General features: G+C 42.0%; 16 protein-coding genes. 12 read left to right on the plus strand and 4 right to left on the minus strand.

What is annotated here, in order from left to right; translation table 11 throughout:
- The first annotated feature begins 35 nt into the window (after positions 1–35).
- The 4 genes from NDN11_RS02855 to NDN11_RS02870 all read left to right on the plus strand — a co-directional run bounded on the left by NDN11_RS02855 (position 36) and on the right by NDN11_RS02870 (position 12,054).
- Positions 36–9,320, plus strand: a complete 9,285-nt coding sequence (locus NDN11_RS02855) for an ESPR-type extended signal peptide-containing protein (RefSeq protein WP_251110716.1) — start codon at positions 36–38, stop codon at positions 9,318–9,320.
- Between the two features lie 63 nt (positions 9,321–9,383).
- Positions 9,384–10,229: a trimeric autotransporter adhesin/peptidogylcan-associated protein TpgA gene (gene tpgA, locus NDN11_RS02860; RefSeq protein ID WP_251110717.1), complete on the plus strand. Its 846-nt coding sequence runs from the start codon at positions 9,384–9,386 to the stop codon at positions 10,227–10,229.
- Between the two features lie 177 nt (positions 10,230–10,406).
- Positions 10,407–11,138, plus strand: coding sequence for a helix-turn-helix domain-containing protein (locus NDN11_RS02865; protein WP_251111477.1), 732 nt, complete (start codon positions 10,407–10,409; stop codon positions 11,136–11,138).
- A 13-nt stretch (positions 11,139–11,151) separates the two neighbouring features.
- The gene (locus NDN11_RS02870; protein ID WP_251110718.1) at positions 11,152–12,054 is read left to right on the plus strand and encodes a LysR family transcriptional regulator; all 903 of its coding nucleotides are present in this window, start codon (positions 11,152–11,154) and stop codon (positions 12,052–12,054) included.
- Between the two features lie 86 nt (positions 12,055–12,140).
- Here NDN11_RS02870 and NDN11_RS02875 read toward each other — a convergent pair whose 3' ends face one another.
- Positions 12,141–12,527, minus strand: a complete 387-nt coding sequence (locus NDN11_RS02875) for a carboxymuconolactone decarboxylase family protein (RefSeq protein ID WP_167251255.1) — start codon at positions 12,525–12,527, stop codon at positions 12,141–12,143.
- Positions 12,528–12,859: 332 nt separating this feature from the next.
- Between NDN11_RS02875 and NDN11_RS02880 the strand changes: the two genes are divergently transcribed.
- Positions 12,860–14,266, plus strand: coding sequence for a methylenetetrahydrofolate reductase C-terminal domain-containing protein (locus tag NDN11_RS02880; RefSeq protein ID WP_251110719.1), 1,407 nt, complete (start codon positions 12,860–12,862; stop codon positions 14,264–14,266).
- A 159-nt stretch (positions 14,267–14,425) separates the two neighbouring features.
- Here the strand turns inward: NDN11_RS02880 and NDN11_RS02885 are convergent, their stop codons facing one another.
- The 3 genes from NDN11_RS02885 to NDN11_RS02895 form a co-directional block, all read right to left on the minus strand.
- Positions 14,426–14,917 carry a flavin reductase gene (locus NDN11_RS02885; protein ID WP_167251251.1) on the minus strand — a complete coding sequence of 164 codons (492 nt, stop codon included), beginning with the start codon at positions 14,915–14,917 and terminating at the stop codon, positions 14,426–14,428.
- Positions 14,918–15,003: 86 nt separating this feature from the next.
- Positions 15,004–16,029, minus strand: coding sequence for a methionine synthase (locus tag NDN11_RS02890; RefSeq protein ID WP_167251249.1), 1,026 nt, complete (start codon positions 16,027–16,029; stop codon positions 15,004–15,006).
- 27 nt (positions 16,030–16,056) lie between these two features.
- Complete coding sequence (locus NDN11_RS02895) at positions 16,057–17,070, minus strand: DUF1852 domain-containing protein (protein ID WP_167251247.1); 1,014 nt, start codon at positions 17,068–17,070, stop codon at positions 16,057–16,059.
- Between the two features lie 452 nt (positions 17,071–17,522).
- Here NDN11_RS02895 and NDN11_RS02900 point away from each other — a divergent pair, with 452 nt between their 5' ends.
- The 7 genes from NDN11_RS02900 (at position 17,523) to NDN11_RS02930 (ending at position 26,944) form a co-directional block, all read left to right on the plus strand.
- On the plus strand, positions 17,523–19,112 hold the full coding sequence (locus NDN11_RS02900) for a peptide chain release factor 3 (protein ID WP_167251245.1): 1,590 nt from the start codon (positions 17,523–17,525) through the stop codon (positions 19,110–19,112).
- Positions 19,113–19,254: 142 nt separating this feature from the next.
- The gene (locus NDN11_RS02905) at positions 19,255–20,082 is read left to right on the plus strand and encodes a hypothetical protein (RefSeq protein ID WP_251110720.1); all 828 of its coding nucleotides are present in this window, start codon (positions 19,255–19,257) and stop codon (positions 20,080–20,082) included.
- A gap of 119 nt (positions 20,083–20,201) precedes the next feature.
- Positions 20,202–21,116 carry an RsiV family protein gene (locus NDN11_RS02910; RefSeq protein ID WP_167251239.1) on the plus strand — a complete coding sequence of 305 codons (915 nt, stop codon included), beginning with the start codon at positions 20,202–20,204 and terminating at the stop codon, positions 21,114–21,116.
- Positions 21,116–21,931: a TatD family hydrolase gene (locus NDN11_RS02915; RefSeq protein ID WP_251110721.1), complete on the plus strand. Its 816-nt coding sequence runs from the start codon at positions 21,116–21,118 to the stop codon at positions 21,929–21,931. Before NDN11_RS02910 ends, NDN11_RS02915 begins: the two co-directional genes overlap by 1 nt.
- A 126-nt stretch (positions 21,932–22,057) precedes the next feature.
- Entirely contained in the window at positions 22,058–24,814 is a 2,757-nt protein-coding gene (acnA, locus tag NDN11_RS02920) for an aconitate hydratase AcnA (RefSeq protein WP_251110722.1), read from the plus strand.
- A 110-nt stretch (positions 24,815–24,924) separates the two neighbouring features.
- Positions 24,925–26,112, plus strand: a complete 1,188-nt coding sequence (locus NDN11_RS02925) for an MFS transporter (RefSeq protein WP_251110723.1) — start codon at positions 24,925–24,927, stop codon at positions 26,110–26,112.
- A gap of 61 nt (positions 26,113–26,173) precedes the next feature.
- The gene (locus NDN11_RS02930; RefSeq protein WP_251111478.1) at positions 26,174–26,944 is read left to right on the plus strand and encodes a tRNA threonylcarbamoyladenosine dehydratase; all 771 of its coding nucleotides are present in this window, start codon (positions 26,174–26,176) and stop codon (positions 26,942–26,944) included.
- Positions 26,945–26,972 lie beyond the last annotated feature (28 nt).

Here is a 26,972-nt window from a genome sequence, read left to right on the forward strand (position 1 = left end):
CTGGTCAATTTTCATTCATTTAAAGGCTTTTCTTCATGAATAGGATATACAGACTTGTCTGGAATAAAAATTTAAATATATGGACGGTTGTATCAGAAACCGCAAGAGGGGCAACGAAAAAGCGGAATGTTTCCTCATCAGGTTCTAGTAAAACTACAGGCCAGCAGTCACAAAACCACTTATTATTTTTTGCGATAAAATTTCTAACAGCTGCAATTAGCATCGTATTTATAAGTGGTAATACATTTGCCGGCTATGAAGCTGCTGGCGGAAGTACCAATACTAATTGTACAAGTTCAAGCACAGGGAGTGGCTCAAAATCAGCGGAGAGTATTGCGATTGGTACAAATGCTTGTGCTCCAAATACTAGCAGCATAGCAGTAGGTAGTTACGCAACGACTCAATCTGGAGATAAGCAAACAAATAATCAAAGCATTGCAATAGGTTATGATGCAAGGGCGACTGGTGATCAGGCAGTTGCATTAGGTGCCAATACGCGTGCTTTAGGTGCTTCCTCTGTTGCGATTGGTGGTGATGATGTTGATCGTCTTGCTAATACGAAGGCTCTAAGTGATAAATATACAGCCATTACTGGTGGAAAACTTGTATCTGGCCAATATCCAAATACTGAAGCAAGACAAGGTTCTACAGCAGTGGGTATACAGGCAACTGCGAAGGGGGACTTTTCAACAGCACTTGGTCTAACTTCTAAGGCTACAGGTGATGCTTCTGTTGCGCTTGGGGTTCAGGCAAATGCAGAAGGGAAAGGTGCTACAGCGATTGGGGCAGTATCCCAAGCAACAGGGACTGGCGCAGCTGCAATTGGGATTAATGCCTTGGCAAAAGGAAGTAATTCAGTTGCTATAGGTTCTGGTGATGATCCGAATGAAGGCGCTGTTGCAACAGGTGAACAATCTGTTGCTTTAAGTGCTTTTTCTAAGGCTTCTGGTTCTGGTGCTGTCGCAGTCGGTCGACAATCTGAAGCTTCAAAGGATAATGCAGCAGCTTATGGTAATGAAGCGAAAGCATCTGGACTTTCATCTGCGGCAGTGGGGGATAAGTCTAGTGCAACAGCAGAGAAATCGCTTGCCTTGGGTGCAAGTGCTGTGGCATCAGATACGAGAGCATTTGCGGCAGGTGCTGACGCTCAGGCCCTAGCTTTTAAATCGGTTGCTTTAGGTAATAATGCAGTTGCAACTTTTAATAATAGTGATACCTCAAATAATAAAGGCACTGGTGCTATTGCAATTGGAGACAGTTCAAAGGCGATGAATACTGGTGCAGTTTCAGTAGGACGAGGTTCTTTTGCTGGTAGATTATCCGTTGCGATTGGTTCTGATGCTGTAGCTGGAGATGATAATGAAGCTTATGAGGCTACAGCTGTTGGTTCTTCTGCTAAAGCAACAGCACGACAGACTTCAGCATTTGGTCATAGTGCTTCAGCAAGTAAGAGTCAAGCAAGTGCATTTGGTATTTATGCCAATGCTGAAGGTCAAGCAAGTAATGCATTTGGTTATCAAGCGAAAAGTTCAGGATTTGCTTCTACAGCAATGGGAACACAATCTGAAGCTTCAGGAGATTTGAGCACGGCCAATGGCTTTAGAGCAAAAGCTAATGGAAACAATGCTGTAGCAAATGGTTCAAATTCAAAGGCAACGGGTAACTCTTCTGTAGCGGTAGGAGATGGTGCACAAGCACAGGGTGATAACGATATCGCAATGGGTCGAAATGCAGCAACAGCCAGTGGTAATAGTAACAATATTGCTGTGGGGAATGGGGTAACCACTGGTGATACAGGCTGGAATGTTGCTATGGGGTCTGATGGCACCACAGCCAATTCTCGAACTGCCGATGGCGGTGCAGTGTCTATTGGTCGAGGTCAAAAAGCAGCAGGGGATGGTGCTGTCGCGATTGGTGATCCAAATAGTGCTAATGGTGATGGTGCTGTTGCACTGGGTCGTAACAATACCGCAGCAGGGGATACAGCCGCTAACAAGGCAGCAGATGGTGCGGTTGCAATAGGTAATGAAAATCAGGCGATTGGACAGGGTTCGGTTGCAATTGGTAACAAGTCAAAGACCACAGAAGCGGGTTCAATTGCTTTGGGTGATACAGCGGATGCCCAAGCAGTACGTGGTGTTGCACTTGGCTCAAGTGCAGTTGCAACCAATGCAGATGATGTCGCTTTAGGCGCTGGTAGTAAAACAACGACTGCGACAGGAGCAGCTTACCGTACTGGCACTGCAGCATCATCTTCAGTAGTTTCGGTCGGTTCTGCTGGATATGAGCGTCGTATCCAAAACGTATCCGCTGGTGCGGCTGATACCGATGCAGTGAATGTAAGTCAGTTAAGAAGTGTACAAGATGGTGTTGATGAACTTGGAAAAAGTACAGCAGAAGGCTTAGGTGGTGGTTCTACCTATGACCCTAGTACAGGTGCTGTGTCTAATCCAACTTATAACGTAAATGGCAAAGATGTTAATAACGTTGGTGATGCGATTACTGAATTAGACAAAGGTTGGAATCTACAAAGCAATGGCGCAAATACTGGTGCAATCAAAGCAGGTGATACGGTTGATATTGGTACTGCTACAGGTGAAGAAAATCTAACAGTCACTAAAAACGGCAATACCGTTCAATATGGTCTAAACAAAGACTTGAAAGTGAATAGCGTGACCGCTGGCGATACTGTGATTAATAATGACGGTCTAAGCATTGCCAATGGTCCAAGTGTTACCAAGTCAGGGATTGATGTCGCGGGTAATAAGATCAGCAATGTTGCTGCAGGTACAGAAGGCACCGATGCCGTTAATAAAGATCAGTTAGATAAAGCCAGCCAAGATCTAACTGATAAAGGCTTTGGATTAACCGCACAAGATGGCACAACCATACAGAAAAAACTTGGTGAAGCGATTGAAGTCGTTGGCGCAGACAGCAACATCACCACGAAGGTTGACAATGGCAAAGTCGCGATTGAACTTGCGAAAGACCTAGATGTAAATAGCGTAAAAGCAGGCGATACAGTTATCAACAATGACGGTTTAAGCATTGCCAATGGTCCAAGTGTTACCAAGTCAGGGATTGATGTCGCGGGTAATAAGATCAGCAATGTTGCTGCAGGTACAGAAGGTACTGATGCCGTTAATAAAGATCAGTTAGATAAAGCCACTGCCGCATTGAAGACCGAAGTCACCGAAGGTAAGAACATTACTGTGACTAAGACGACAGGTGATAATGGTCAAGACATCTACAATGTTGCAACCGCAGATGATGTTGAATTTGATTCGGTTAAAGTTGGCAACGTTAGCATAGATGGAACAACGGGCAAGATCAGTGGTGTTACTGCGGGTGATGTCAATCCAAACTCAACCGATGCGATCAATGGTAGTCAATTGGCGAACAATGCGCAAAGCGTTGCAGATGCCCTAGGCGGAGGTTCAACGGTTAATCCAGATGGCACGGTATCGAAACCAACGTATAACATCAATGGAACAGATACCAACAACGTTGGCGATGCCTTGGCGGAGTTAGACAAAGGCTGGACACTGCAAAGCAATGGTGCAAATGCCGCAGCAGTGAGAGCGGGCGACACGGTTGATATTGGTACAGCAGATGGAGAAGAAAACTTAAAAGTTACGAAAGAAGGCAATGACATCAAGTACAGCCTGAATCGTGATTTGAAAGTGAATAGCGTGACCGCTGGTGATACTGTAATTAATAATGACGGTCTAAGCATTGCCAATGGTCCAAGTGTTACCAAGTCAGGGATTGATGTCGCGGGTAATAAGATCAGCAATGTTGCAGCAGGTACAGAAGGCACCGATGCTGTTAATAAAGATCAGTTAGATAAAGCCTCAGCAGCATCGAAGACCGAAGTCACCGAAGGTAAGAACATTACTGTGACTAAGACAACAGGTGATAATGGTCAGGACATCTACAATGTTGCAACCGCAGATGATGTTGAATTTGATTCGGTTAAAGTTGGCAACGTTAGCATTGACGGTACAACGGGCAAGATCAGCGGTGTTACTGCGGGTGATGTCAATCCAAACTCAACTGATGCGATCAATGGCAGTCAATTGGCGAACAATGCGCAAAGTGTTGCAGATGCTCTAGGCGGAGGTTCAACGGTTAATCCAGATGGCACGGTATCGAAACCAACGTATAACATCAACGGAACAGATACCAACAATGTTGGCGATGCCTTGGCAGAGTTAGACAAAGGCTGGACACTGCAAAGCAATGGTGCAAATACAGCAGCAGTGAGAGCAGGCGACACAGTTGATATTGGTACAGCAGATGGAGAAGAAAACTTACAAGTTACGAAAGAAGGCAATGACATCAAGTACAGCCTGAATCGTGATTTGAAAGTGAATAGCGTGACTGCTGGTGATACTGTGATTAATAATGACGGTTTAAGCATTGCCAATGGTCCAAGTGTTACCAAGTCAGGGATTGATGTCGCGGGTAATAAGATCAGCAATGTTGCAGCAGGTACAGAAGGTACTGATGCCGTTAATAAAGATCAGTTAGATAAAGCCTCAGCAGCATCGAAGACCGAAGTCACCGAAGGTAAGAACATTACTGTGACTAAGACAACAGGTGATAATGGTCAAGACATCTACAATGTTGCAACTGCGGATGATGTTGAGTTTAACAATGTCAAAGTAGGTGACGTCAGCATTGATGGAACAACGGGCAAGATCAGTGGTGTTACTGCGGGTGATGTCAATCCAAACTCAACCGATGCGATCAATGGCAGTCAATTGGCGAACAATGCGCAAAGTGTTGCAGATGCCTTAGGTGGAGGTTCAACGGTTAATCCAGATGGCACGGTATCGAAACCAACGTATAACATCAATGGAACAGATACCAACAACGTTGGCGATGCCTTGGCGGAGTTAGACAAAGGCTGGACACTGCAAAGCAATGGTGCAAATGCAGCAGCAGTGAGAGCGGGCGACACGGTTGATATTGGTACGGCAGATGGAGAAGAAAACTTACAAGTTACGAAAGAAGGCAATGACATCAAGTACAGCCTGAATCGTGATTTGAAAGTGAACAGTGTAACCGCTGGCGATACTGTGATTAATAATGACGGTTTAAGCATTACCAATGGTCCAAGTGTTACCAAAGATGGTATCGATGCTGGTGCTAAGAAAATCACTAATTTAGCAGCGGGTACGGTGAGTTCAGATTCAGCCGATGCGGTTAATGGCAGTCAGTTACATGCCCAAGGTCAAGGTGTACAAAACATTATTGGTGGAAATACCGTTTATGATCCAGCCACAGGCAGTTATACCAATCCTGACATTGGCGGAACAGGCGAAAACAACATCAATGATGCGATTGGTGCAGTTGGTAAAGCGGCAGCAGCAGCAAAAACCGAAGTCACCGAAGGTAAGAATATTACTGTGACTAAGACGACTGGTGATGATGGTCAGGACATCTACAATGTTGCAACCGCAGATGATGTTGAATTTGATTCTGTTAAAGTTGGCAACGTTAGCATTGACGGTACAACGGGCAAGATCAGCGGTGTTACTGCGGGTGATGTCAATCCAAACTCAACCGATGCGATCAATGGCAGTCAATTGGCGAACAATGCGCAAAGCGTTGCAGATGCCCTAGGCGGAGGTTCAACGGTTAATCCAGATGGCACGGTATCGAAACCAACGTATAACATCAATGGAACAGATACCAACAACGTTGGTGATGCCTTGGCAGAGTTAGACAAAGGCTGGACACTGCAAAGCAATGGTGCAAATGCCGCAGCAGTGAGAGCAGGCGACACAGTTGATATTGGTACAGCAGATGGAGAAGAAAACTTACAAGTTACGAAAGAAGGCAATGACATCAAGTACAGCCTGAATCGTGATTTGAAAGTAAATAGCGTGGCTGCTGGCGATACTGTGATTAATAATGACGGTTTAAGCATTACCAATGGTCCAAGTGTTACCAAAGATGGTATCGATGCTGGTGCTAAGAAAATCACTAATTTAGCAGCGGGTACGGTGAGTGCAGATTCAGCCGAAGCGATTAATGGCAGTCAGTTACATGCCCAAGGCCAAGGTGTACAAAACATTATTGGTGGAAATACCGTTTATGATCCAGCCACAGGCAGTTATACCAATCCTGACATTGGCGGAACAGGCGAAAACAACATCAATGATGCGATTGGTGCAGTTGGTAAAGCGGCAGCAGCATCGAAGACCGAAGTCACCGAAGGTAAGAACATTACTGTGACTAAGACAGCAGGTGATAATGGTCAGGACATTTACAATGTTGCAACTGCGGATGATGTTGAATTTGATTCGGTTAAAGTTGGCAATGTTAGCATTGACGGTACAACGGGCAAGATCAGCGGTGTTACTGCGGGTGATGTCAATCCAAACTCAACTGATGCGATCAATGGCAGTCAATTGGCGAACAATGCGCAAAGTGTTGCAGATGCTCTAGGCGGAGGTTCAACGGTTAATCCAGATGGCACGGTATCGAAGCCAACGTATAACATCAATGGAACGGATACCAACAATGTTGGCGATGCCTTGGCAGAGTTAGACAAAGGCTGGACACTGCAAAGCAATGGTGCAAATGCAGCAGCAGTGAGAGCAGGCGACACGGTTGATATTGGTACAGCAGATGGAGAAGAAAACTTACAAGTTACGAAAGAAGGCAATGACATCAAGTACAGCCTGAATCGTGATTTGAAAGTGAACAGTGTAACTGCAGGAAATACACGTCTCGATAATACTGGTGTAGAGGTTAAAGATGCTGTTGGGAATAGTACAACGATAGTTGCAGGTGGCACAGTCGTCAAAGATGCACAAGGCAACAGTACCGCAACAACAGCAACTGGCACAACGATTAAAAATGCCCAAGGTGATCGTACGATTTTGAATGGTACTGGTTTGGTATTTACCAATGCATCCGATGTACCAGTAGGACCTAGCGTCAGCCGTACAGGTATTGATGCGGGCAAAGAGAAAATTAGTAATGTTGCTGATGGCGAAGTTGCAGCAGGTTCGAAAGACGCAGTCAATGGCGGTCAGTTAAATGACAGCGTGGGCTCAGTCGGGGACATTATCGGTGGTGGCGTAACCAACGAAGGTGGCAAGCTAAATGGTCCATTTACAGTCAATGACAAAGGTTATGACAACATTGCCGATGCTATTGCTGGTGAGTCAGCAGCAGCGAAGACTGAAGTCACCGAAGGTAAGAACATTAACGTGACTAAGACGACAGGTGATGATGGTCAAGACATCTACAGTGTTGCAACCGCAGATGATGTTGAATTTGATTCGGTTAAAGTTGGCAACGTTAGTATTGACGGTACAACGGGCAAGATCAGTGGTGTTACTGCGGGTGATGTCAATCCAAACTCAACCGATGCCATCAACGGTAGTCAGCTATATGGTGTTGCGGATAGTGTGAAAAATGCGATTGGTGGAAAAACAGTATTGAATCCAGACGGATCAGTGACCACTAGCAATGTCGGAAACACAGGCCAAAACAACATCCATGATGCCATTGATTCAGTTCGTGGTCAGGCCATTGCAGCAAAAACCACAGTCAAAGAAGGCGAAAACATTGTTGTGACTGAATCTAAAAATGCGGATGGTAGTACCAACTATGAGGTCGCCACAGCAAAAGATGTGAAGTTTGACAGCGTAACCGCAACTGATGATGAGGGCAATGAAACGGTACTGAATGCGACAGGGACTCAAGTCAAAGATGGAGAAGGCAACGAAGCTGAATATGGAGCCAAAGGAATCAGCTTGAAAGATCAAGAAGGCAAAGGAACGCTGATCAATCAAGAAGGCATGAGCTTTATTGATGCGGCTGGCAATAACATCGGACCAAGTATTACAGCAGGTGGTATCAATGCTGGTAATACTGTGATTCGTGGTGTAGCAGCAGGCCGAGTTGCAGCAGACTCACAAGAAGCGATCAATGGCAGTCAGTTACATGCTCAAGGTCAAGGTGTGCAGAACATTATTGGCGGTAACACGCAATATGATCCGAACACTGGAAAATACACCAACGCTGATATTGGGGGTACAGGCAAAGACAACATCAATGATGCAATTGGTGCAGTTGGTAAAGCAGCACAAGAAGCGAAAACGACTGTAACTGAAGGCAAAAACATTGTTGTAAAAGAAGGCAAGAATGCAGATGGTAGTACCAATTACGAAGTCTCAACTGCTGATGATCTTGATGTAAATAGCCTTACTGCTGGAGGCACCAAAATTGATGGTAATGGCTTAACCATTGAAGGCGGTCCAAGCGTCACCAAAGATGGAATCAATGCTGGTGATAAGAAAGTGACTGGTGTTGCTGATGGTGCGATTGCCGCTGGATCAAAAGATGCAGTGAATGGGGGGCAGTTACATGCCCAAGGCCAAGGTGTACAAAACATTATTGGTGGTAACACGCAATATGATCCGAACACAGGAAAATACACCAACGCTGATATTGGAGGTACAGGCAAAGACAACATCAATGATGCAATTGGTGCAGTTGGTAAGGCTGCGCAGGCTGCTAAATCTACAGTGAGCAATAAAGATCGCAACATCATAGTGAAAGAAACCTTCAAAGAGGATGGTAGCAGAGATTATGAAGTTGGTCTTGCCAAAGACATCTCTGTGGATAGTGTTACAGCGAAAGATGTTAATGCAAATCAAGTGAATGTTGCTGGTGACAAAGGTACAACCAACATTACAGGCGGTGGTATTAGTGTCACTGGACCAAAAGGAGAAGCAGGGCCAAGTATGACCACTGGTGGTATCAATGCTGGTGATAAGAAAGTGACTGGTGTTGCTGATGGCGCAGTTCACAGCAGTTCAAAAGATGCGATCAATGGTAGCCAGTTACATCAATCATATCAGAATGTAGGGGCGGCCTTAGGAGGAGGAGCTGGTTATGATCCAGAAAAAGGCTGGCAAGCACCTAGCTATAATGTTGCTGGTAGTAATTACAACAACGTTGGTGATGCATTAGGTGCTATTGATAATCGTGTCACCAATTTAGGCGACCAGTTACAACAAGCATTCTATGACACCAATAAACGTATGGACAAATTGGAAGACAAGATGTCTGCGGGTATTGCTGCGACAGCGGCACTTGAAAATGCACCATTTGTTCCAGGTAAGTTAACGATGGCTGCTGGAGCTGCCTATTACAATGATCAGAGTGCAATTGGTGTGACATTTAGACGTACTGCTGATAATGGTCGTTGGTCACTTACAACGGGTGCTGCAATGGGGAGTCAAGGCAATAGTCCACTGGTTCGTGTTGGTGTCAGTACTGTTATTGACTAAATCATTTATTAGGGGAGCCGAAAGGCCCCCTTTTTCTCTAACAATAATTACGTGAGAGCAGACATGAATAAGATTCAAACTCTAATGATGGTCGCACTGGCAGGTCTTGCATTTAATAGTCAGGCAGAAGACCTTCATCGTCAGGTGACAGAAGAAGTTGGTGACGTAGCGGCAGAAGGAAATGTGAGTGACGTGACCGATCAAGCAGTGGTACAAGAAGAAATAATTTTTCCTGAAGCGAGCAAAAGTTATCTTAAATTGACAAAACGTTATGAAATTAATGACATTGCCCGTTTAGATAAAGGAATGAATAAGGATCAGTTTCGTCGTATTCTGGGAAATCCTCATTTTCATGAGGGTATCTTTGCAGTTAGAACTTGGAATTATGTCTTGGATGTCCGGATACCAAAAACTCAAGATTATAAACGTTGCCAATTACGTATCGATTTTGACAAAAACTATATTGCTGAACGTTTATCTTGGAAAGGTGAGGAGTGCCAAGGCTTAATGGCATGGGGTGTGAATAATGTTGTTCCCGCAACCGTACCTGTAGCAGCCGCGCAAACAGCAACAATCTTTTTTGCTTTTGATCGCTCAGATACAAATGCGATAGAACAAAGTTCCACAAATATTGCTGATGTAGTTGGGGCAATTCAACAGTCGCGTAATCCCGTTGTTGTTTCAGGTTATGCGGATCGACTAGGTAAGTTTTCCTATAATCAAGATCTATCTTCACGTCGGGCGAATACGGTTGCTCAGCTATTGGTGCAGCAAGGGGTTGATCCTGCCAGAATTCAATTGCAGGTGAGTGGAGGAACGAGTATTTATCAAGAATGTACTGGTCAGTATCGAAATGTACAAGTTATACAATGCTTGGCCCCTAATCGTAGGGTAAATATTCAGTGGTAAGTTGAGATGGGGGGAAAGAATGAGTGAATTTTTTATGCTGATTCTTTTCCCATTGAAGTGCTCCTTTCTTATGTTTGTTTAATTTGCATTAAATGACTATTAAAGTGGTCTAAAATGTTAAGCAGGTTGGTATCTATATCTGATAAGCTAAAAGAAATGAAATATGAGATGGATAATATGTTTCATAATTTTTTACATTATGGGGATAATATAAAACTCCATGTTATTGAGGCGGGGAATAAAGATATAAAGAGTGTGGCCGTTTTTTTTCTTTTTGATGTTGATAGTTTTTTTTCTGTGTTTAATCGTGTTCCCTTTAATAATATTAGATGTTTCTTTATATATAAATGTGAAGTGTTTAAGAAAAATTGTTCTATTGATGATTTTTTGAGTGAGATTAGTAGTTTTTTTTATAAGCTTGATGTTACTAATATACATATTGTATTCAAAGGAGATCTCAGTGATTTTTTTAGAGAGTGTTTGTATTCATTGTTTTTGTTTGATACTGTAACTGTTTGTAATAATTCGAAAGGTTTTTGCTTTAATACTTTCTTTTCATTGTTTTTATGTGGGAGTAAAGATGAAGAGAGTTTTATTGATAAAGTTAATTTTCAAATAGCTAATGTTTTGGCTGAGGGAGAGCCATACCTATTTAAAGTTGCAAAAGAAATGAAAATAAAACCAAGGATTTTATCGATAAAAATAAAAAATGAGGGTGGAGATTTTAAGGCTTTAGTAAAACAAAAAAGATATGAGAAAGCATTAACTCTATTGAAAGATCAAGATGTTTGTTTGTCAGATATTGCATATAAATTAGGTTATACCGAGTACAGTGCATTTACACGTGCCTTTAGGGGATGGGCAGGATGTTCTCCTTCTAAACTTAGAAAATATCTTAATGAAAAATGAAAGGAGTTTGATTTTGGATATAAAAGATTTGCAGACCTTTATTTGTGTGGCAGATAATAAGTCAATAACAATTGCTTCACAAAAACTAAGAGTGAATCAGTCGACTGTGACTAAAAGAGTTTCAAACTTGGAAAGTTTGGTTAATGGTGTGTTATTTAATCGAAAGAGTAGACCTTTATTACTGACGGATTTTGGGGAAGAAGTTTATTTTCAGTGTTTTTTAATTTTAAAGCAATTGGACTTGCTCACAAAAACCAATAAGCGTGATGGTAATGTGAATAAAGATATTAAAGTCGCAGTTTCTAAAATGCTTGTTGATGACTTATTGGGTAGTATCATACATGAGTATGGTAAAATTAATCCTCACGGTGGAATAGATATTGTGAGTGGATGGGGGAGAAGTCTTATTCAGCAAATCAATGATGGTGAGGTAGACTTAGCAATAATAATGGTACCATCAAATATTAATTTGTTGGAAGAAAATATTTTGTTTCATGAAGCTGTAAATTTGCCGCTTGTGGTCGTTTCGAAAAAAGGTGAAGCTCATAAATATAATAGTCTTGAGATGTGTAGCAAAAGAGGTTGGGTATTGCATCCGGAAGGCTGTTGCATTCGAGAGGGTTTGATCAAGACCTTGTATGATAATAAATTGGAACTGCATCTTAATAGAGAAACCTTCGGGGTTGAGCTTCAATTAGAATGTATTCAGAATGGTGATGGGTTGGGAGTTTTTCCTAAAAAGTATTTTGATAATGTTTTATTAGAAGGAAAAGAGTTAGATGTGGTTAAACTGGAGAATTTCCCTCTTTCATTAAATGTAGGTATTGCAAATACTCAAAATTTAGATCGTCATATAATGAATTCATTTATTCAAATTTTAAAAAAACATTATAGCAATGCTCACTCTATATCGTAATTGATAGCATAAGCCCTTATATAGGGCTTATGCTGCAAGATCTTGTCACACTAAAAATATCGCTATAACAACTAAAATTTAGAGATCTAAGCTTCTTTTTGATATTCATTAATAACTTCAAGCGCAGCTCGGAAAGCTTCTTGTGTTGCTGGTGCACCACAATATGGGAGACTATGTAGTAATACTTCTTGAATTTCCTCAACTGTTGCACCATTGTTTAATGCCCCTCGAACATGACCTTTAAGTTCTGTTGGACTTTTTTGTGCAGTTAAGAATGCAATGGTTATCAGAGAGCGATATTTACGAGGTAATACGCCTTCACGTTGCCATGTCGAGCCCCAAGCATGTTCATTGATCCAGTCTTGTAAAGGTTGAGTAAAGGGTACGGTATTGTCTTGAGCTCGTTTTACAAAGGATTCACCCATCACTTCGGTGCGGACTTTTAAGCCATTTTCATAATCTTGTTGTGACATTTCTTACTCTTATAGCAGTGTGAAAAGATTGATATTTGTGCTTATCCTAACTCAATCCTTGTAGCAGCTAAAGGTACATATACTGACTCTATTGTTCGCTCAGAGAATATAAGTTCTATATGAAAGATCTGCTGGGGGAGTAAATCAGGCTATAACAAATTCGATCATATGTTTGGTGTTGCTTTTGTGGGTTGATCATCTAGAAGTCACGGTTTCTAAAGATATGTTCTGGAAGATAACGCTGAGCTTTTATTGAGCACTTTATTTTCTAAATAGATAAATTATACTAGCGCCTTAGGATTGTTACCCCCTCTTTTAAACTGCCTCTTTTTATGCCGTCGTCTTTATTTTCTCAAGGTTTAGGTCTGGATCATTTCTGTATCTTGGTTGAACATTTATGTTCTAAAAAAAGCATTCACCCTGTACCACAACAATATATTGCAGGTTTACCTACAATGTTGACTTTGGCCGACCGAGTGCAAAGTGATGAAGATCCAGAGCCGATAACGTTTGCGCAAAATTATCCTCAAGCGATTGATAAATTATTACATTTCTCAGGTAAAGGCAGAGACATTGCAGAGTTTGAAGTATTTTTAGATCAAGCAGAGCAAGCAGGTTATAAAAATCTGCTATTGCTCACAGGTGATAAGCTAAAAAAGCATGATTTTGGTCTAGATCATACCGCTGATCGGACACGTTATTTAGAATCTGTGAGTGCAGTCATGGCAGCTAAAAAACGACAAATTTTTAAGATTGGTGTTGCTTTCAATCCTTTTAAATATACTGAAGCAGAAAGTGACGCCCAGTATTTGAAATTGTATAAAAAGATTAAAGCAGGGGCCGACTTCTTAATCACCCAATTAGGTTTTGACTTAGATAAAATAAAGAAAACCCAAGAATCTTTAGCAGAGCATTATCCATCCTTTTCTTTAATTGCTTGTGTAATGCCACTGACGTTGCGTCGAGCTCAGTTCATGCTAAGTAATCAGGTTGCAGGTATTGTAATTTCCGAGCATGTTGTAAAAGTACTGGAGCAAGAGTATCAGGTTGATCCTGTTCAGGCTGAAAAAAATGTATATGCGCGTTGTGCTTTACAGATATTGATCTGCAAGCATCTTGGCTATAACGGGGTTCATTTATCCTCATGTCATAAAGTGAAAGAACAAGCTCAACTTGAACAAGCCTTACAGCAATATCAGAATTTATCGCTAACTGAATGTGAGCAGCTTTGGTATCAATTGTGGCAAACAACGACCAATGTTGTGTTTCAACCTCAGGTTAAGATGTTTCGTAAGAAAATAAGCTCTTCTCAAGTACTTAAATATAAGAATATGCAGTTCATGCATGGTGTTTTTTTTAATTCAAAAGTTGCTGTTCGGATTGGACAATTTGTTTTTAAAGCTGCTTTTTGGGATAAGCCCAGAGCGAACCGTCTGTTAATGAAGGTTGAACACTTTAGCAAACATCAGGCTGTCGGTTGCGACAGTTGTGGGCAATGTCGTTTAAGTGAAACCTTGTATATTTGCCCAGAAACTTGCCCTAAAGGTTTGGCAAATGGTCCTTGTGGCGGAACGATGTTAGATCGTTGTGAGTTTGGTGATCGAGAGTGTATTCATTCAGTCAAAGCTAGATTAGCAAAAGCAGTCGGTCAAACAGAGCTTTTAAAAACTGAGTTAATCCCAGCGGTGGCGATTGAGACGCGTGCAACGAGCTCTTGGAAAAATTGGTTTAATCAATAGGAGCAATATGACGATCAAGTTTTATTTTGATCCAGTCGTAGTGATTAGACATAAATTTCTTATGCTTAGCTAAAATGAGTATCCAAATCAAAAATCCAATAATGAGTATCTCAGCTTTCGCCTTCTAATCGGATAGAACCAGAAAGCAGGGGAATTGGTCTAAGCAATTTCCGTTTGCCCTACATGATGATAAGCACGATTAAAATAAACCAAGCTTTGATCATGTCCACTTTGTTGAACTGCCACAATACGACAAATAAAAATAGTATGCGTTCCAACTTCCTGAATCTGATCAATCTCGCAATCGAAATTCACTAAGGCATCATCCAAAACAGGCGCACCTGTTTCCAACTCTGACCAAGCACCGTGTTTAAAACGTTCTTCTGGGCTTAATTTAGATGAAAAGGCTTTAGAAATATGTTGATGATCTGCACTTAATACATTCACGCTTAAGATTTTATTGTCGACGAAATGCACATGCGAACTCGATGCCCTATTCATACACACCAATAAAGTCGGAGGTGTATCTGTGACGCTACATACAGCAGATGCAGTAAAGCCATAACGACCAGACATGCCAGTCGTGGTAATCACACTGACTGCACTGGTGAGTAAAGACATTGCATCTCTAAAATCTGTTGCTTCAACCATCACTTTATTCCTAAATTAAACTCAATCTGTTTAAATGTGCTCAGGGCTACTGTGTGCAGCCCTTAAGCCATCAAAAGATCGGTAAATTAAGCGAGTTCTTTACGAACAATTTCTGCACCCGCACTTAATGCATTCAGTTTGCCACGTGCAACATCACGCGCTAAAGGTGCCATACCACAGTTAGTTGATGGGTACAGCTTATCAGCGTCGACAAACTGAAGTGCTTTACGTAGTGTATTCGCAACTTCCTCTGGCGTTTCAACCGTGTTACTTGCCACATCAATCGCACCAACCATCACCTTCTTACCACGAATCAATTCAATCAGATCCATTGGCACACGCGAGTTGTGACATTCGAGTGAGATGATGTCGAGTTTTGACTGTTGTAGCTTTGGAAAAGCCTCTTCATATTGGCGCCATTCTGAACCGAGGGTCTTTTTCCAGTCAGTATTGGCTTTAATGCCATAACCATAGCAAATGTGCACCGCAGTTTCACACTTCAAACCTTCAAGCGCACGCTCTAAAGTCGCAACACCCCAGTCATTCACTTCATCAAAGAACACGTTAAATGCAGGCTCATCGAACTGGATAATATCCACGCCAGCCGCTTCTAACTCTTTGGCTTCTTCATTCAGGATTTTGGCAAATTCCCACGCCAATTTTTCACGACTTTTATAATGCGCATCATATAGCGTATCAATCATGGTCATTGGACCTGGCAAAGCCCATTTAATTGGTTGATTTGTTTGTTGACGCAAGAACTTAGCATCTTCAACAAAAACAGGCTTTTGTCGAGATACCGCACCAACCACAGTCGGAACACTGGCATCATAACGATTACGGATACGAACCGTCTCGCGTTTCTCAAAATCAACACCCGTAAGATGCTCAATAAATGTCGTCACAAAGTGCTGACGGGTTTGCTCGCCATCACTGACAATATCAATGCCTGCTACTTGCTGTTCATGCAAAGACAAACGTAAAGCATCCTGTTTACCTTCAATCAGACCCTGCTCTTGCAATTTCCATGGTGACCAAAGCTTTTCAGGCTCTGCCAGCCAAGACGGTTTCGGTAAGCTACCCGCAGTCGACGTTGGTAATAATCTTTTCATCATCAATAACCTTATATTTTCAATAAATTAGTGCGCGTAACTTTTTTGTGAGCTGCTTTGTGCTGCATAACTGGCAGACCACTGTTCCAGAATGGTTTGATAAGGTTTGATAAATTGTTCTTCAACAAATTTCCCTTGTTCAATCGCCAAACGACTGCGCTCTTCTCGGTCATATACAATACGAGTCAGTGAATAATCTTGGTTCTTCAAACTTGGTTGATAAGACTTTCCTGCTGAAGAGTTAGCATTGTAAATTTCAGGGCGGTAAATCTTTTGGAATGTTTCCATGGTGCTGATGGTGCTGATCAGTTCAAGATTGGTATAGTCCGCCAGCAAATCTCCAGAGAAATAGAATGCCAATGGCGCAACGCTATTTGGCGGCATGAAATAACGAACTTTTAAACCCATTTTTTGAAAATATTCATCTGTTAATGAATACTCATCTTGCAGGTACTCAACACCTAATACAGGATGCTGATTTTCAGTACGTTGGTACACCTTGCTGCTGGAAACACTGAGGCAAATCACAGGTGGCTTTTTAAAGTTTGCTTTGTAAGTCTCTGACTCAATAAAGCTCTTAAACAAGTTACCATGTAAATCACCGAAGTTCTCTGGTGTGCTAAATCCAGACTGATTTTTATTATGGTCAAGCAATAGCACACTGAAATCATAATCGCGCACATAAGAAGAGAAATTGTTGCCTACAATACCTTCAATACGCTCATTGGTTTTTTGATCAACAATATTGGTTTTCAAAATTTCAATTAAAGGAAGCGCATTGGCATTGCTTGCCGCATCAACCTTCATTTCAACTGAAATGATTTCCAGCTCGACTTTATAACGATCAGCAAAAGGATTATCCCAATGTGCCAAAGCATTAAAGCGATTGTCGATCATCTTTAAGGTGTTGTGCAGATTCTGTTGGCGGCTTTCGCCTCTTGCCAAATTCGCAAAGTTGGTTGTGATACGTGTATTTTCTGATGGCGTGTAGTTCTCATCAAAATCAATACGCTTAATCGTAAATGCAAACTCTTTACTCATTTTAATCTGCCACCCTAATTTCCGAGATAAATCTGAATTTCTGTATAGAGTGATTTATACCGTAATCATGAGATGAATAAAAATGATTTAATCTAACCTCAAAATGAATGAAATTCATGTTTGTGCGGTAGATCATTTTTATATCTTAAAAATAAATCTTAAAGGCCGTGTAAAGACCGTTATGTAGTGATCAATCGGAACATGAAACTAAGATCACTGCTCAGGCATATCAGATAAACGTTTGCTTATTTTTGATAGAATTTTGATTGTACCTTTGGTACTGGAGTGGCGAAGAAAGCCCTATTTTGTGGATAACTTAAGACATATCAACAATCGATAAACATCACCTATAAATCTGCTACAATTGCGCCAATTTTAAATTCTTTCGCACGCCATCTGTTCTTGCCATCGTTTGCAGATACACATGGGTGCACAAATTGTAGATTTTTAGCATGTTTAAAGATGAATTAGCGGCACAGGTTGCCCAACGACGCACGTTTGCGATCATTTCCCACCCCGATGCGGGTAAGACCACCATGACAGAAAAACTGTTGTTATGGGGTAAAGCGATTCAAGTTGCTGGTATGGTAAAAAGCCGTAAGTCTGACCGATCTGCAACGTCTGACTGGATGGAAATGGAAAAAGAACGTGGTATCTCGATTACCACGTCAGTGATGCAGTTCCCTTATAAAAAGCACACCATTAACTTACTTGATACTCCGGGACATGAAGACTTCTCGGAAGATACCTACCGTACATTAACCGCAGTTGACTCTGCATTGATGGTGATTGATGGTGCAAAGGGTGTCGAAGAACGTACCATTAAATTAATGGAAGTGTGTCGTATGCGCGATACACCAATCATTTCATTCGTGAACAAAATGGACCGTGAAATTCGCGAGCCTTTAGAACTGCTCGACGAAATTGAAAGTGTCCTGAATATTCGCTGCGTGCCAATTACATGGCCTTTAGGTATGGGACGTGACTTTGCTGGTGTTTATAACTTGCTGGAAAACAAACTGTATGTTTATAAAGCAGGTTTTGGTTCAACCATTACGGATATTGAAGTACGCGATGGTTATGATCATGCGGACATTCGTGAAAAAGTCGGTGAGTTGGCTTGGTCATCATTTGAAGAATCTCTTGAATTGGTACAAATGGCGAATGAGCCATTAGACCGTGAATTATTCTTACAAGGTAAACAAACGCCAGTTCTATTTGGTACAGCGTTAGGTAATTTTGCAGTTGACCATGTCTTGGATACTTTTATCAATTGGGCGCCAGAACCAAAGGCACATCCAACTCAAGAACGTATTGTCGATGCCAATGAAGAAGGTTTCACAGGCTTTGTGTTCAAAATCCAAGCCAATATGGATCCGAAACACCGTGACCGTATTGCCTTTATGCGTATTTGCTCAGGTAAATATGAGAAAGGCTTGAAAATGAATCATGTACGTATCGGTAAAGATGTGCGTATCAGTGATGCATTGACTTTCCTTGCGGGCGAGCGTGAGCACCTCGAAGAAGCTTGGCCGGGTGACATTATTGGTTTACATAACCACGGTACAATTCAAATTGGTGATACTTTTACCAGCGGTGAAGATCTGCATTTCACAGGTATTCCACACTTCGCACCTGAAATGTTCCGCCGTGTACGTTTGAAAGATCCTTTGAAATCGAAGCAATTGCAAAAAGGTTTGAAAGAGTTATCTGAAGAGGGTGCAACACAGGTGTTTATGCCACAAATCAGTAATGACCTGATTGTAGGTGCTGTCGGTGTGTTACAGTTTGATGTGGTCGCTTATCGCTTAAAAGAAGAATATAAAGTGGACTGTATTTATGAGCCTGTTAGTGTGCATACGGTTCGTTGGGTGCATTGTGATGACGAAAAGATCTTAAATGAGTTTAAGAAAAAAGCACACGATCAACTCTCTGTTGATGGTGGAGGTCACTTAACTTATCTTGCACCAAGCCGTGTAAACTTGCAGTTGATGCAAGAACGCTGGCCAGATATTCAGTTCCGGAACACACGAGAACACTAGAATCTCCCTTGCGGAGCTTTTCGCTCCTCACCCCTCTTTATAAAAGAGGGACTTTTTCACGAGTTCTATAACTATTTAGATTCGTGATGCTCCTCCCTTTTATAAAGGGAGGTTGGGAGGGATTAAAATAAAGGATGATGTGATGAACACTTTAAAACCACTTTTTGCTGTCAGTGTATTGATTGGAATGATGGCTTTAACGGCATGTGATCATCCTAAAAAAAATGATACAGCTTCGGAGAAAAGTACGGAGCAAGCCGCGGCAACTGTTGAAAAAGCAGAAGTTCTACCTTTCTTGAATATGAAAGAAGCCAAGGCAGATTACGCACTGCCATTTTGTGAAAAGAAAAACTGTATTGATGTTGATATTCAAACCATTAAAACCCAAGATGAATGGCTCAATACATGGATTGCTAAAAATCAGGCAAATGTGATTCAGCAACAGATTGAACAAAATAAGAATTTAACTTTACAGCAAGCCGTAAATGCCTATGTGAAAAAGTCGGATGAGTGGCAGGATAAATATTCTAAGAATAAGGCTTATGAACTGCATTTAAGTACGCGTATAGCGTCACAGCGCAATCAATATGTGTTGTTGCAAGTGGGTGTTGATACTCAACAAGAAGATCTCGCTGTGAAAGATCGTTTTTATTTCTTTGTGGCAGATCGTAAGCTACAAAAAAATGTCAGTATCTTGGATGTGATCCAGAAAAACCAGCAGAATGCATTAAACGATATTGTTCAGGCACATTATCAACAGTGGATTGCAAAACAATCAGCAGAAGTGAAAAAGCAAGTGCCGAAAAAATTGTATTGGGGGCAGGCAGATTGGTTCTTTGATGGCGAGGGCATTGGACTACATTATCGTGCCAATGAAATTAGTAAGGATGCACCACAGTTGGATATTTATCTCACCACTGAACAAAGTAAACAGATGCTACAAGCTGAAATTTATCAGCAAATGTTTTAATTGGATTGAATACAAGATTTTTGAGATTCGTATAGAAATTGCATGCACTGCTAGCGGTTTTGTATGAAGTTCGATAGCATTTAAAAATCTTGTGTAATAACAATGCTGATAGGTTTTAAATGAAAACAATTGCTAAATTTAGCGTGCTTGCTTGTGCAATTTTACTTGCTGCTTGCCAGCCGAAATCAGAACCTAAAGAATCACAGGATAAACCGACAGATCCACCAGCAGCACAGCAAACTGCTGAGCCGATTTTGCGTGGTGAAACGGTGAAGCTACAGGTGACTTTACCTGAATGTAAAGGTAATACCTGCCCAGATTTTACCGTTGAACGATTACAAAGTAATTTCCCATTTATTGATCAGTTACTCGATCAGCAGATCCTCGATCAACTCAGTAAAATGCTTGATGTGGTTGATGCCGATGCTTCAGCAGCATCCACAGTAAAAACGACTGAGCAAAAAACAGGTCTAGATACTCAGGCACAAGCCTATGCCAATGCCTTTGTGAAAATTGATGAAGAGTTAAAAGCTTTAAGTAGTAGTCATCAGATCAGCTTGATGATTAAGCCTAAGATTTTGCAACCGAAAGGCAAGCTGGCAACGGTAGTGTTGAATAGCAGCAGTTATTTGGGTGGAGCGCATGGCTCGACTTCACAACGCTATTACAATTTTGATTTAACCACTCAAAAACAGGTGCAGTTACACGACTTATTGTTGCCTAAGCAAAAAGCAACTTTAGACAAGCTGGCCCATGAAGCGTTTAAAACATGGATTGTCGATTCCAAACTTGCAACCGATCCGAAGGAATATGAACAGGCTTGGCCTTTCCAAATCACCGATAATTTCTTATTGGGTGAGCAGGGTTTAATTCTGCAATATGGCGAATACGACATTGGTCCTTATGTCGTAGGTTTACCGCGCTTAGTGATTCCATTTAGTGAATTGCAGGGTGTGTTAAAACCTGAATATTTACCAAAAATTGATCAGCCCGCAGCGTCTACGCCTGCTGCAAGTACACCAAGTCAAAGTTAATGCAACTGTTCGATACCCATACCCATTTTGATGTTGCCGATTTTGATCATGATCGGCAACACTTGGCTGAACAAGCAAAGCGGGTTGGGGTCGATGCTTTGGTGTTGATTGGTTTTGTTGCGTCTAGATTTGATGAATTGCTCCATACCCATCAACAATTACAATATTGGGAAAATGTGCCACGCTGTTATCTTGCGCCAGGCTTGCATCCATTTTATATCGAACAACATCAGCCAGAACATTTACAGCGGCTTGAGCAAGTCCTACAGCAGCATGACTGTGTGGCTGTAGGTGAAATTGGTTTAGATACTTTTTTAAAACAGCATAAACAGCCTGAACTGTTTGCCAAGCAACAACATTATTTTATTGAGCAACTTGCATTGGCAACACAGTATCAAAAGCCTGTGTTATTGCATATCCGTAAGGCACATGCTGAAACCATTGCTATTTTAAAAACACAAAAATTCAAATTAGGCGGCATTGCCCATGCGTTTAGTGGTGGCGTAGAAGAAGCCAAAGCCTTGGTTAAACTAGGTTTTAAAATCGGGGTGACAGGACAAATCACCAATCCAAATGCCAAAAAACTGTATCAAGTGGTACAAGCGATTGGCAGCGAAAACTTGGTGATCGAAACCGATTGTCCAGATATGACACCATTGTGTTGCCAAACTTCGACCGAGCATCGCACCCGTAATACCCCCGTCAACCTACCTTATGTGCTGGAGAGTTTGGCTCAGACCCTTGACCAGCCTGAGTTGCAGCTGGCAGCACAATTATGGCAAAACTCATTGGCTGCGTTGCAACTTAAATTTTAAGAGAATAAGCAAATAATCTTGTTAAAAATAAGATACTAAAAGGGAACACATGCTTTTCTAAACAGGGGTACATTAAAAGAACAATTTGATAATAAACAAACCAGCCAATACTGGGAGGGCAACCTTATGGCCAGATATAGCAAAATCAATAGTTTCAATGCATTACAAACACTCACCGTCAGTTCGACATCCTATCAAATATTTAGCTTAGCGCGAGCAGCTGAAACACTTGGCAATATTGATAAATTGCCAAAGTCTTTAAAGGTTTTGCTAGAAAATTTACTCCGTTTCGAAGATCAAAAAAGTGTAAAAGTGGAGCATATTCAGGCCTTGGTCGATTGGCAAAAAACCAAAAGTTCTGATCAGGAAATTCAGTATCGCCCTGCACGGGTATTAATGCAGGATTTCACTGGTGTTCCTGCAGTGGTCGATCTTGCCGCAATGCGTGCCGCAATGGCACAGGCTGGTGGTGATCCCAATCTGATTAACCCTTTATCTCCTGTAGATCTGGTGATTGACCACTCGGTGATGGTCGATCATTTTGCCGATGACAATGCTTTTGCTGAGAACGTTGAAATTGAAATGCAACGCAACGGAGAGCGTTATCAATTCTTACGTTGGGGGCAATCTGCATTTAATAATTTTAGTGTGGTGCCGCCCGGTACAGGGATTTGTCACCAAGTCAATTTAGAATATTTGGCGCAAGCGGTCTGGTTGGGAGAAGATGAAGGTCAGACCTTTGCTTTTCCAGATACCTTGGTGGGGACAGATTCACATACCACCATGATCAATGGGCTTGGCGTGCTCGGGTGGGGTGTGGGCGGGATTGAAGCAGAAGCAGCCATGCTCGGGCAACCTGTATCCATGTTGATTCCCGAAGTGATTGGTTTCAAACTCACAGGCAAATTGCAAGAAGGCATTACTGCAACCGATTTGGTCTTAACCATTACTCAAATGCTGCGTCAAAAAGGTGTAGTGGGTAAATTTGTTGAGTTCTATGGCGATGGCTTGGCGGATTTGCCTCTGGCGGATCGTGCCACGATTGCCAATATGGCACCTGAATATGGGGCAACTTGTGGTTTCTTCCCGATTGATGATGTGACATTGGGGTATTTGGCCCTAACTGGCCGCAAACAAGAACGTATAGATTTAGTAGAAGCTTATAGTAAGGAGCAAGGGCTATGGCGTCATACAGGGGATGAACCTGTATTTACCGATACCTTGAGTCTGGATATGAGTACCGTGCAGGCTAGTCTGGCAGGACCAAAGCGTCCACAAGATCGGGTTTTGTTGGGCGATGTTCCGAAAACGTTTAATGCGTTGATGGAGCTGAATTTAAAACCAGCCAAAGATGCCAAAGAACGTTTGGAGAATGAAGGCGGTGGTGGTACGGCTGTTGAAGCCAAGAAAGCAAATTTAGCGCATGAAGAACCCTCTTGCGCCATTGAAGGTAAATCGTATCCATTGAATCATGGTGATGTGGTGATTTCAGCAATTACTTCATGTACGAACACCTCGAATCCAAGTGTCATGCTGGCAGCAGGTTTACTGGCGAAAAAAGCCATTGAAAAAGGTTTGCAGCGTAAACCATGGGTGAAAAGTTCATTGGCACCGGGTTCTAAAGTGGTGACCGATTATCTGGCTGCGGCAGGTTTAACGCCGTACTTAGATGAGTTAGGCTATAACTTGGTTGGTTATGGTTGTACCACCTGTATTGGTAACTCTGGGCCTTTACCCGAACCGATTGAAGAAGCAATTCAATGTCATGATCTAAATGTGGCTTCGGTGCTTTCAGGTAACCGTAACTTTGAGGGACGTGTTCACCCCCTAGTGAAAACCAACTGGTTGGCTTCACCACCATTGGTAGTGGCTTATGGTTTAGCAGGGAATATCCGAACTGATCTAACCACACAACCGATTGGGCAAGACCAAAATGGACAAGATGTTTATTTGAAAGACATTTGGCCGAGTCAGTTTGAAATTGATCAAGTACTGCAAAAAGTGAATACCGACATGTTTCATAAAGAATATGCAGCAGTGTTTGATGGGGATGCAACTTGGCAGGCGATCCAGATTCCACAAAGCCAAACCTATGCGTGGAAAGATAATTCGACTTATATTCGCCATCCGCCATTTTTTGAGGAAATTAATCAGCCTCCGAAAGCCATTAGCAATATTGAACAGGCACGTATCTTGGCTGTGTTGGGCGACTCAGTCACCACCGATCATATCTCTCCAGCAGGGAATATCAAGAAAGACAGTCCAGCAGGACGCTATTTACAGCAGCAGGGGGTTGAGCCGAAAGATTTCAATTCTTATGGTTCTCGACGCGGTAACCATGAAGTGATGATGCGCGGGACGTTTGCCAATATCCGCATTAAAAATGAAATGCTGGGTGGTGAAGAAGGTGGCAATACCATCTTTATTCCAACGGGTGAAAAGCTGGCTATCTATGATGCATCCATGCTGTATCAGCAACAGAAAACACCGTTGCTGATTATTGCAGGTAAGGAATATGGTACAGGTTCATCGCGGGATTGGGCAGCAAAAGGGACCAACCTCTTAGGCGTTAAAGCAGTCATTGCGGAAAGTTTTGAACGGATTCATCGTTCGAATCTGGTCGGTATGGGCGTATTGCCTTTACAGTTTGTAGATGGTCAAACCCGTCAATCCTTGAACCTCACTGGTCGTGAAGTGCTTTCGATTTATGGATTATCTGATGATATCCAACCACATCAAACGCTGGATATTCAGGTACAGCGAGAAGATGGCAGTCAAGACCAGTTCAAAGTGTTGTGCCGCATCGATACGCTAAATGAGGTGGAATACTTTAAAGCAGGTGGGATTCTGCATTATGTATTACGCAATTTGATCGCTGCATAACGAAACACACACTTAAATCAAAGATGAAAGCTAGTCTTTCATCTTTTTTTGTTTGAATTTCAAGCATTCAGCGTTAAGGTAGTCAGGCCCGATTAAATTGGATAAAGGCTTTGAATCAGTTACCTCGCTATGTTTATTATCTCCTGGTTGCACAGGCCTTTAACCTCATTGCCGCAGTGTTGTCGGTGACGGTGGCTGCAATTGTTGGCTTGAAATTGGCACCTACTCAAGCTTTGGCTACGGTTCCATATGGCTTGCAGTTTTTAGCGATGTTACTGACTACCTTTATTTTTTCATTTTTGATGAAAAAGCTTGGACGGCATCTGGTTTTCCAGTTTGGTTGTATCTGTCTTTTCTTCGCTGGTGTTCTCGGTTATTTGGCCCTACAGCAGCAACAGTTTTATTTATTGTGCCTGAGCCATTTTTCTCTGGGTTTATTTATCTCAACTGCGAATTTTTATCGCTTTGCTGCTTCTGATCGTTTGGCTGCTGATTTAATTCCAAAAGCCACAGCCATGGTGATCTCGGGTGGGGTGATCGCTGCTGTGATTGCACCGATGCTGGCAATTCAATTTCAACAGGTACATGGCTTACCTGATTTTACCGCAATCTATTTCATTTTTAGTGTCTTGGCCTTGTTGCTCTCTCCGATCTTGTATTTATGGAACAAAAAATTCCAATGCCAGCAGATACAGCAGGTGCTGATTGAACCAGCTCAGCGTAGCAAACTGCCAAGCACTTTGATTATCGCTGCGGTGATCAGCGGTGCATTTGCTTACTATATTATGAATGTCATGATGATTATGTCCTCCTTACATCTCAAGGAACATCACTCATTTCATTATGCTTCGATCTCGATTCAGCTACATGTGTTGGCGATGTTTATCCCATCCTTCTTTGTGTCTAAACTGATTCAACGATGGGGAACGCAAACCACAATTTATGTCGGTTTTGCTTTGTTGATGTTATCGTCTTTAATTCCAATGTTTGGACAGGTCGGCATCTATATTAATGCTGCCTTGATCGTTCTGGGCGTGGGCTGGAATTTTGCTTACTCAGGTGCATCAACCTTGTTAGCAGGTCTCAATGAGCAGCAAAAACATCGTGTCCAAGGTATTAATGAAACAGGAATTGCTTTGTTTGCAACATTAGGGGCATTTTTACCTGCACCGATTTTGAGTAGCCTTGGATGGATCAATGCAAACCTGTTGGCTTTATGCATGAGCATGATTGTTTTTACCTTGTTGGTTATTTTAATTCGTCGAGATCAACCCCCAAGTAAAGTTTCAGTAGGCTAACCTAAAACCAGTTAAACACGGTAAAATACTACTTTGATTCAAAAGATAGACCACGACTGTGATGACCGATGTTCCTGTAAATGATGAATATGAGCGCCGTTTTGCTGGTGTTGCCAAAATTTATGGAGAAACTGCTTTTTCACATTATGAAAACAGTCATGTCATGGTGATTGGGATTGGCGGCGTCGGCAGTTGGGCAGTTGAAGCACTGGCACGTACAGGGATTGGTGAACTGACCCTAGTCGATATGGATGTGGTAGCCGCATCGAATATTAACCGTCAATTGCCTGCGATGAGTTCGACACTAGGACAAGAAAAAATCGAAGTGATGGCAGAACGTTGTCGCCAAATTAATCCACGTATGAAAGTAAACGTGATTGATGATTATCTCAGCCCTGAAAATGTCAAAGAAATTCTAAATCCAGTGCCAAGCATTGTTTTGGATTGTATTGATGATGTGAAAGCCAAACTTGCCTTGATGTTGCATTGTCGTTTTAACAAAATCCCGTTGATCGTTTCAGGCGGTGCGGGTGGCAAACTTGATCCGCTTAAGATTCGCGTGGCAGACTTATCCAAGACAGAGCAAGACCCAATGTTAGCAAAACTACGCACTCAACTGCGTTCCAAAGGGATTTGTAAAAAGCCCAAAGAGAAATTCGGCATTACTTGTGTGTATTCGATTGATAATCCATTTTCAAGTGCAGAAGTTTGCCCAAGTGCTGGCTTACGTTGTGGCGGTTATGGTTCGGCAGTGGTGGTGACTTCAAGCTTTGCCATGGTGGCGGTGGCTGAAGTCTTAAAGAAACTGGATCGTATGCAGATTTGCAAATAGTTGTTGAGGGTGATCAGCCCTTATTTAA

It is taken from the genome of Acinetobacter sp. C26M, assembly GCF_023702675.1.
In the GTDB taxonomy this organism is placed as follows: Bacteria; Pseudomonadota; Gammaproteobacteria; order Pseudomonadales; family Moraxellaceae; genus Acinetobacter.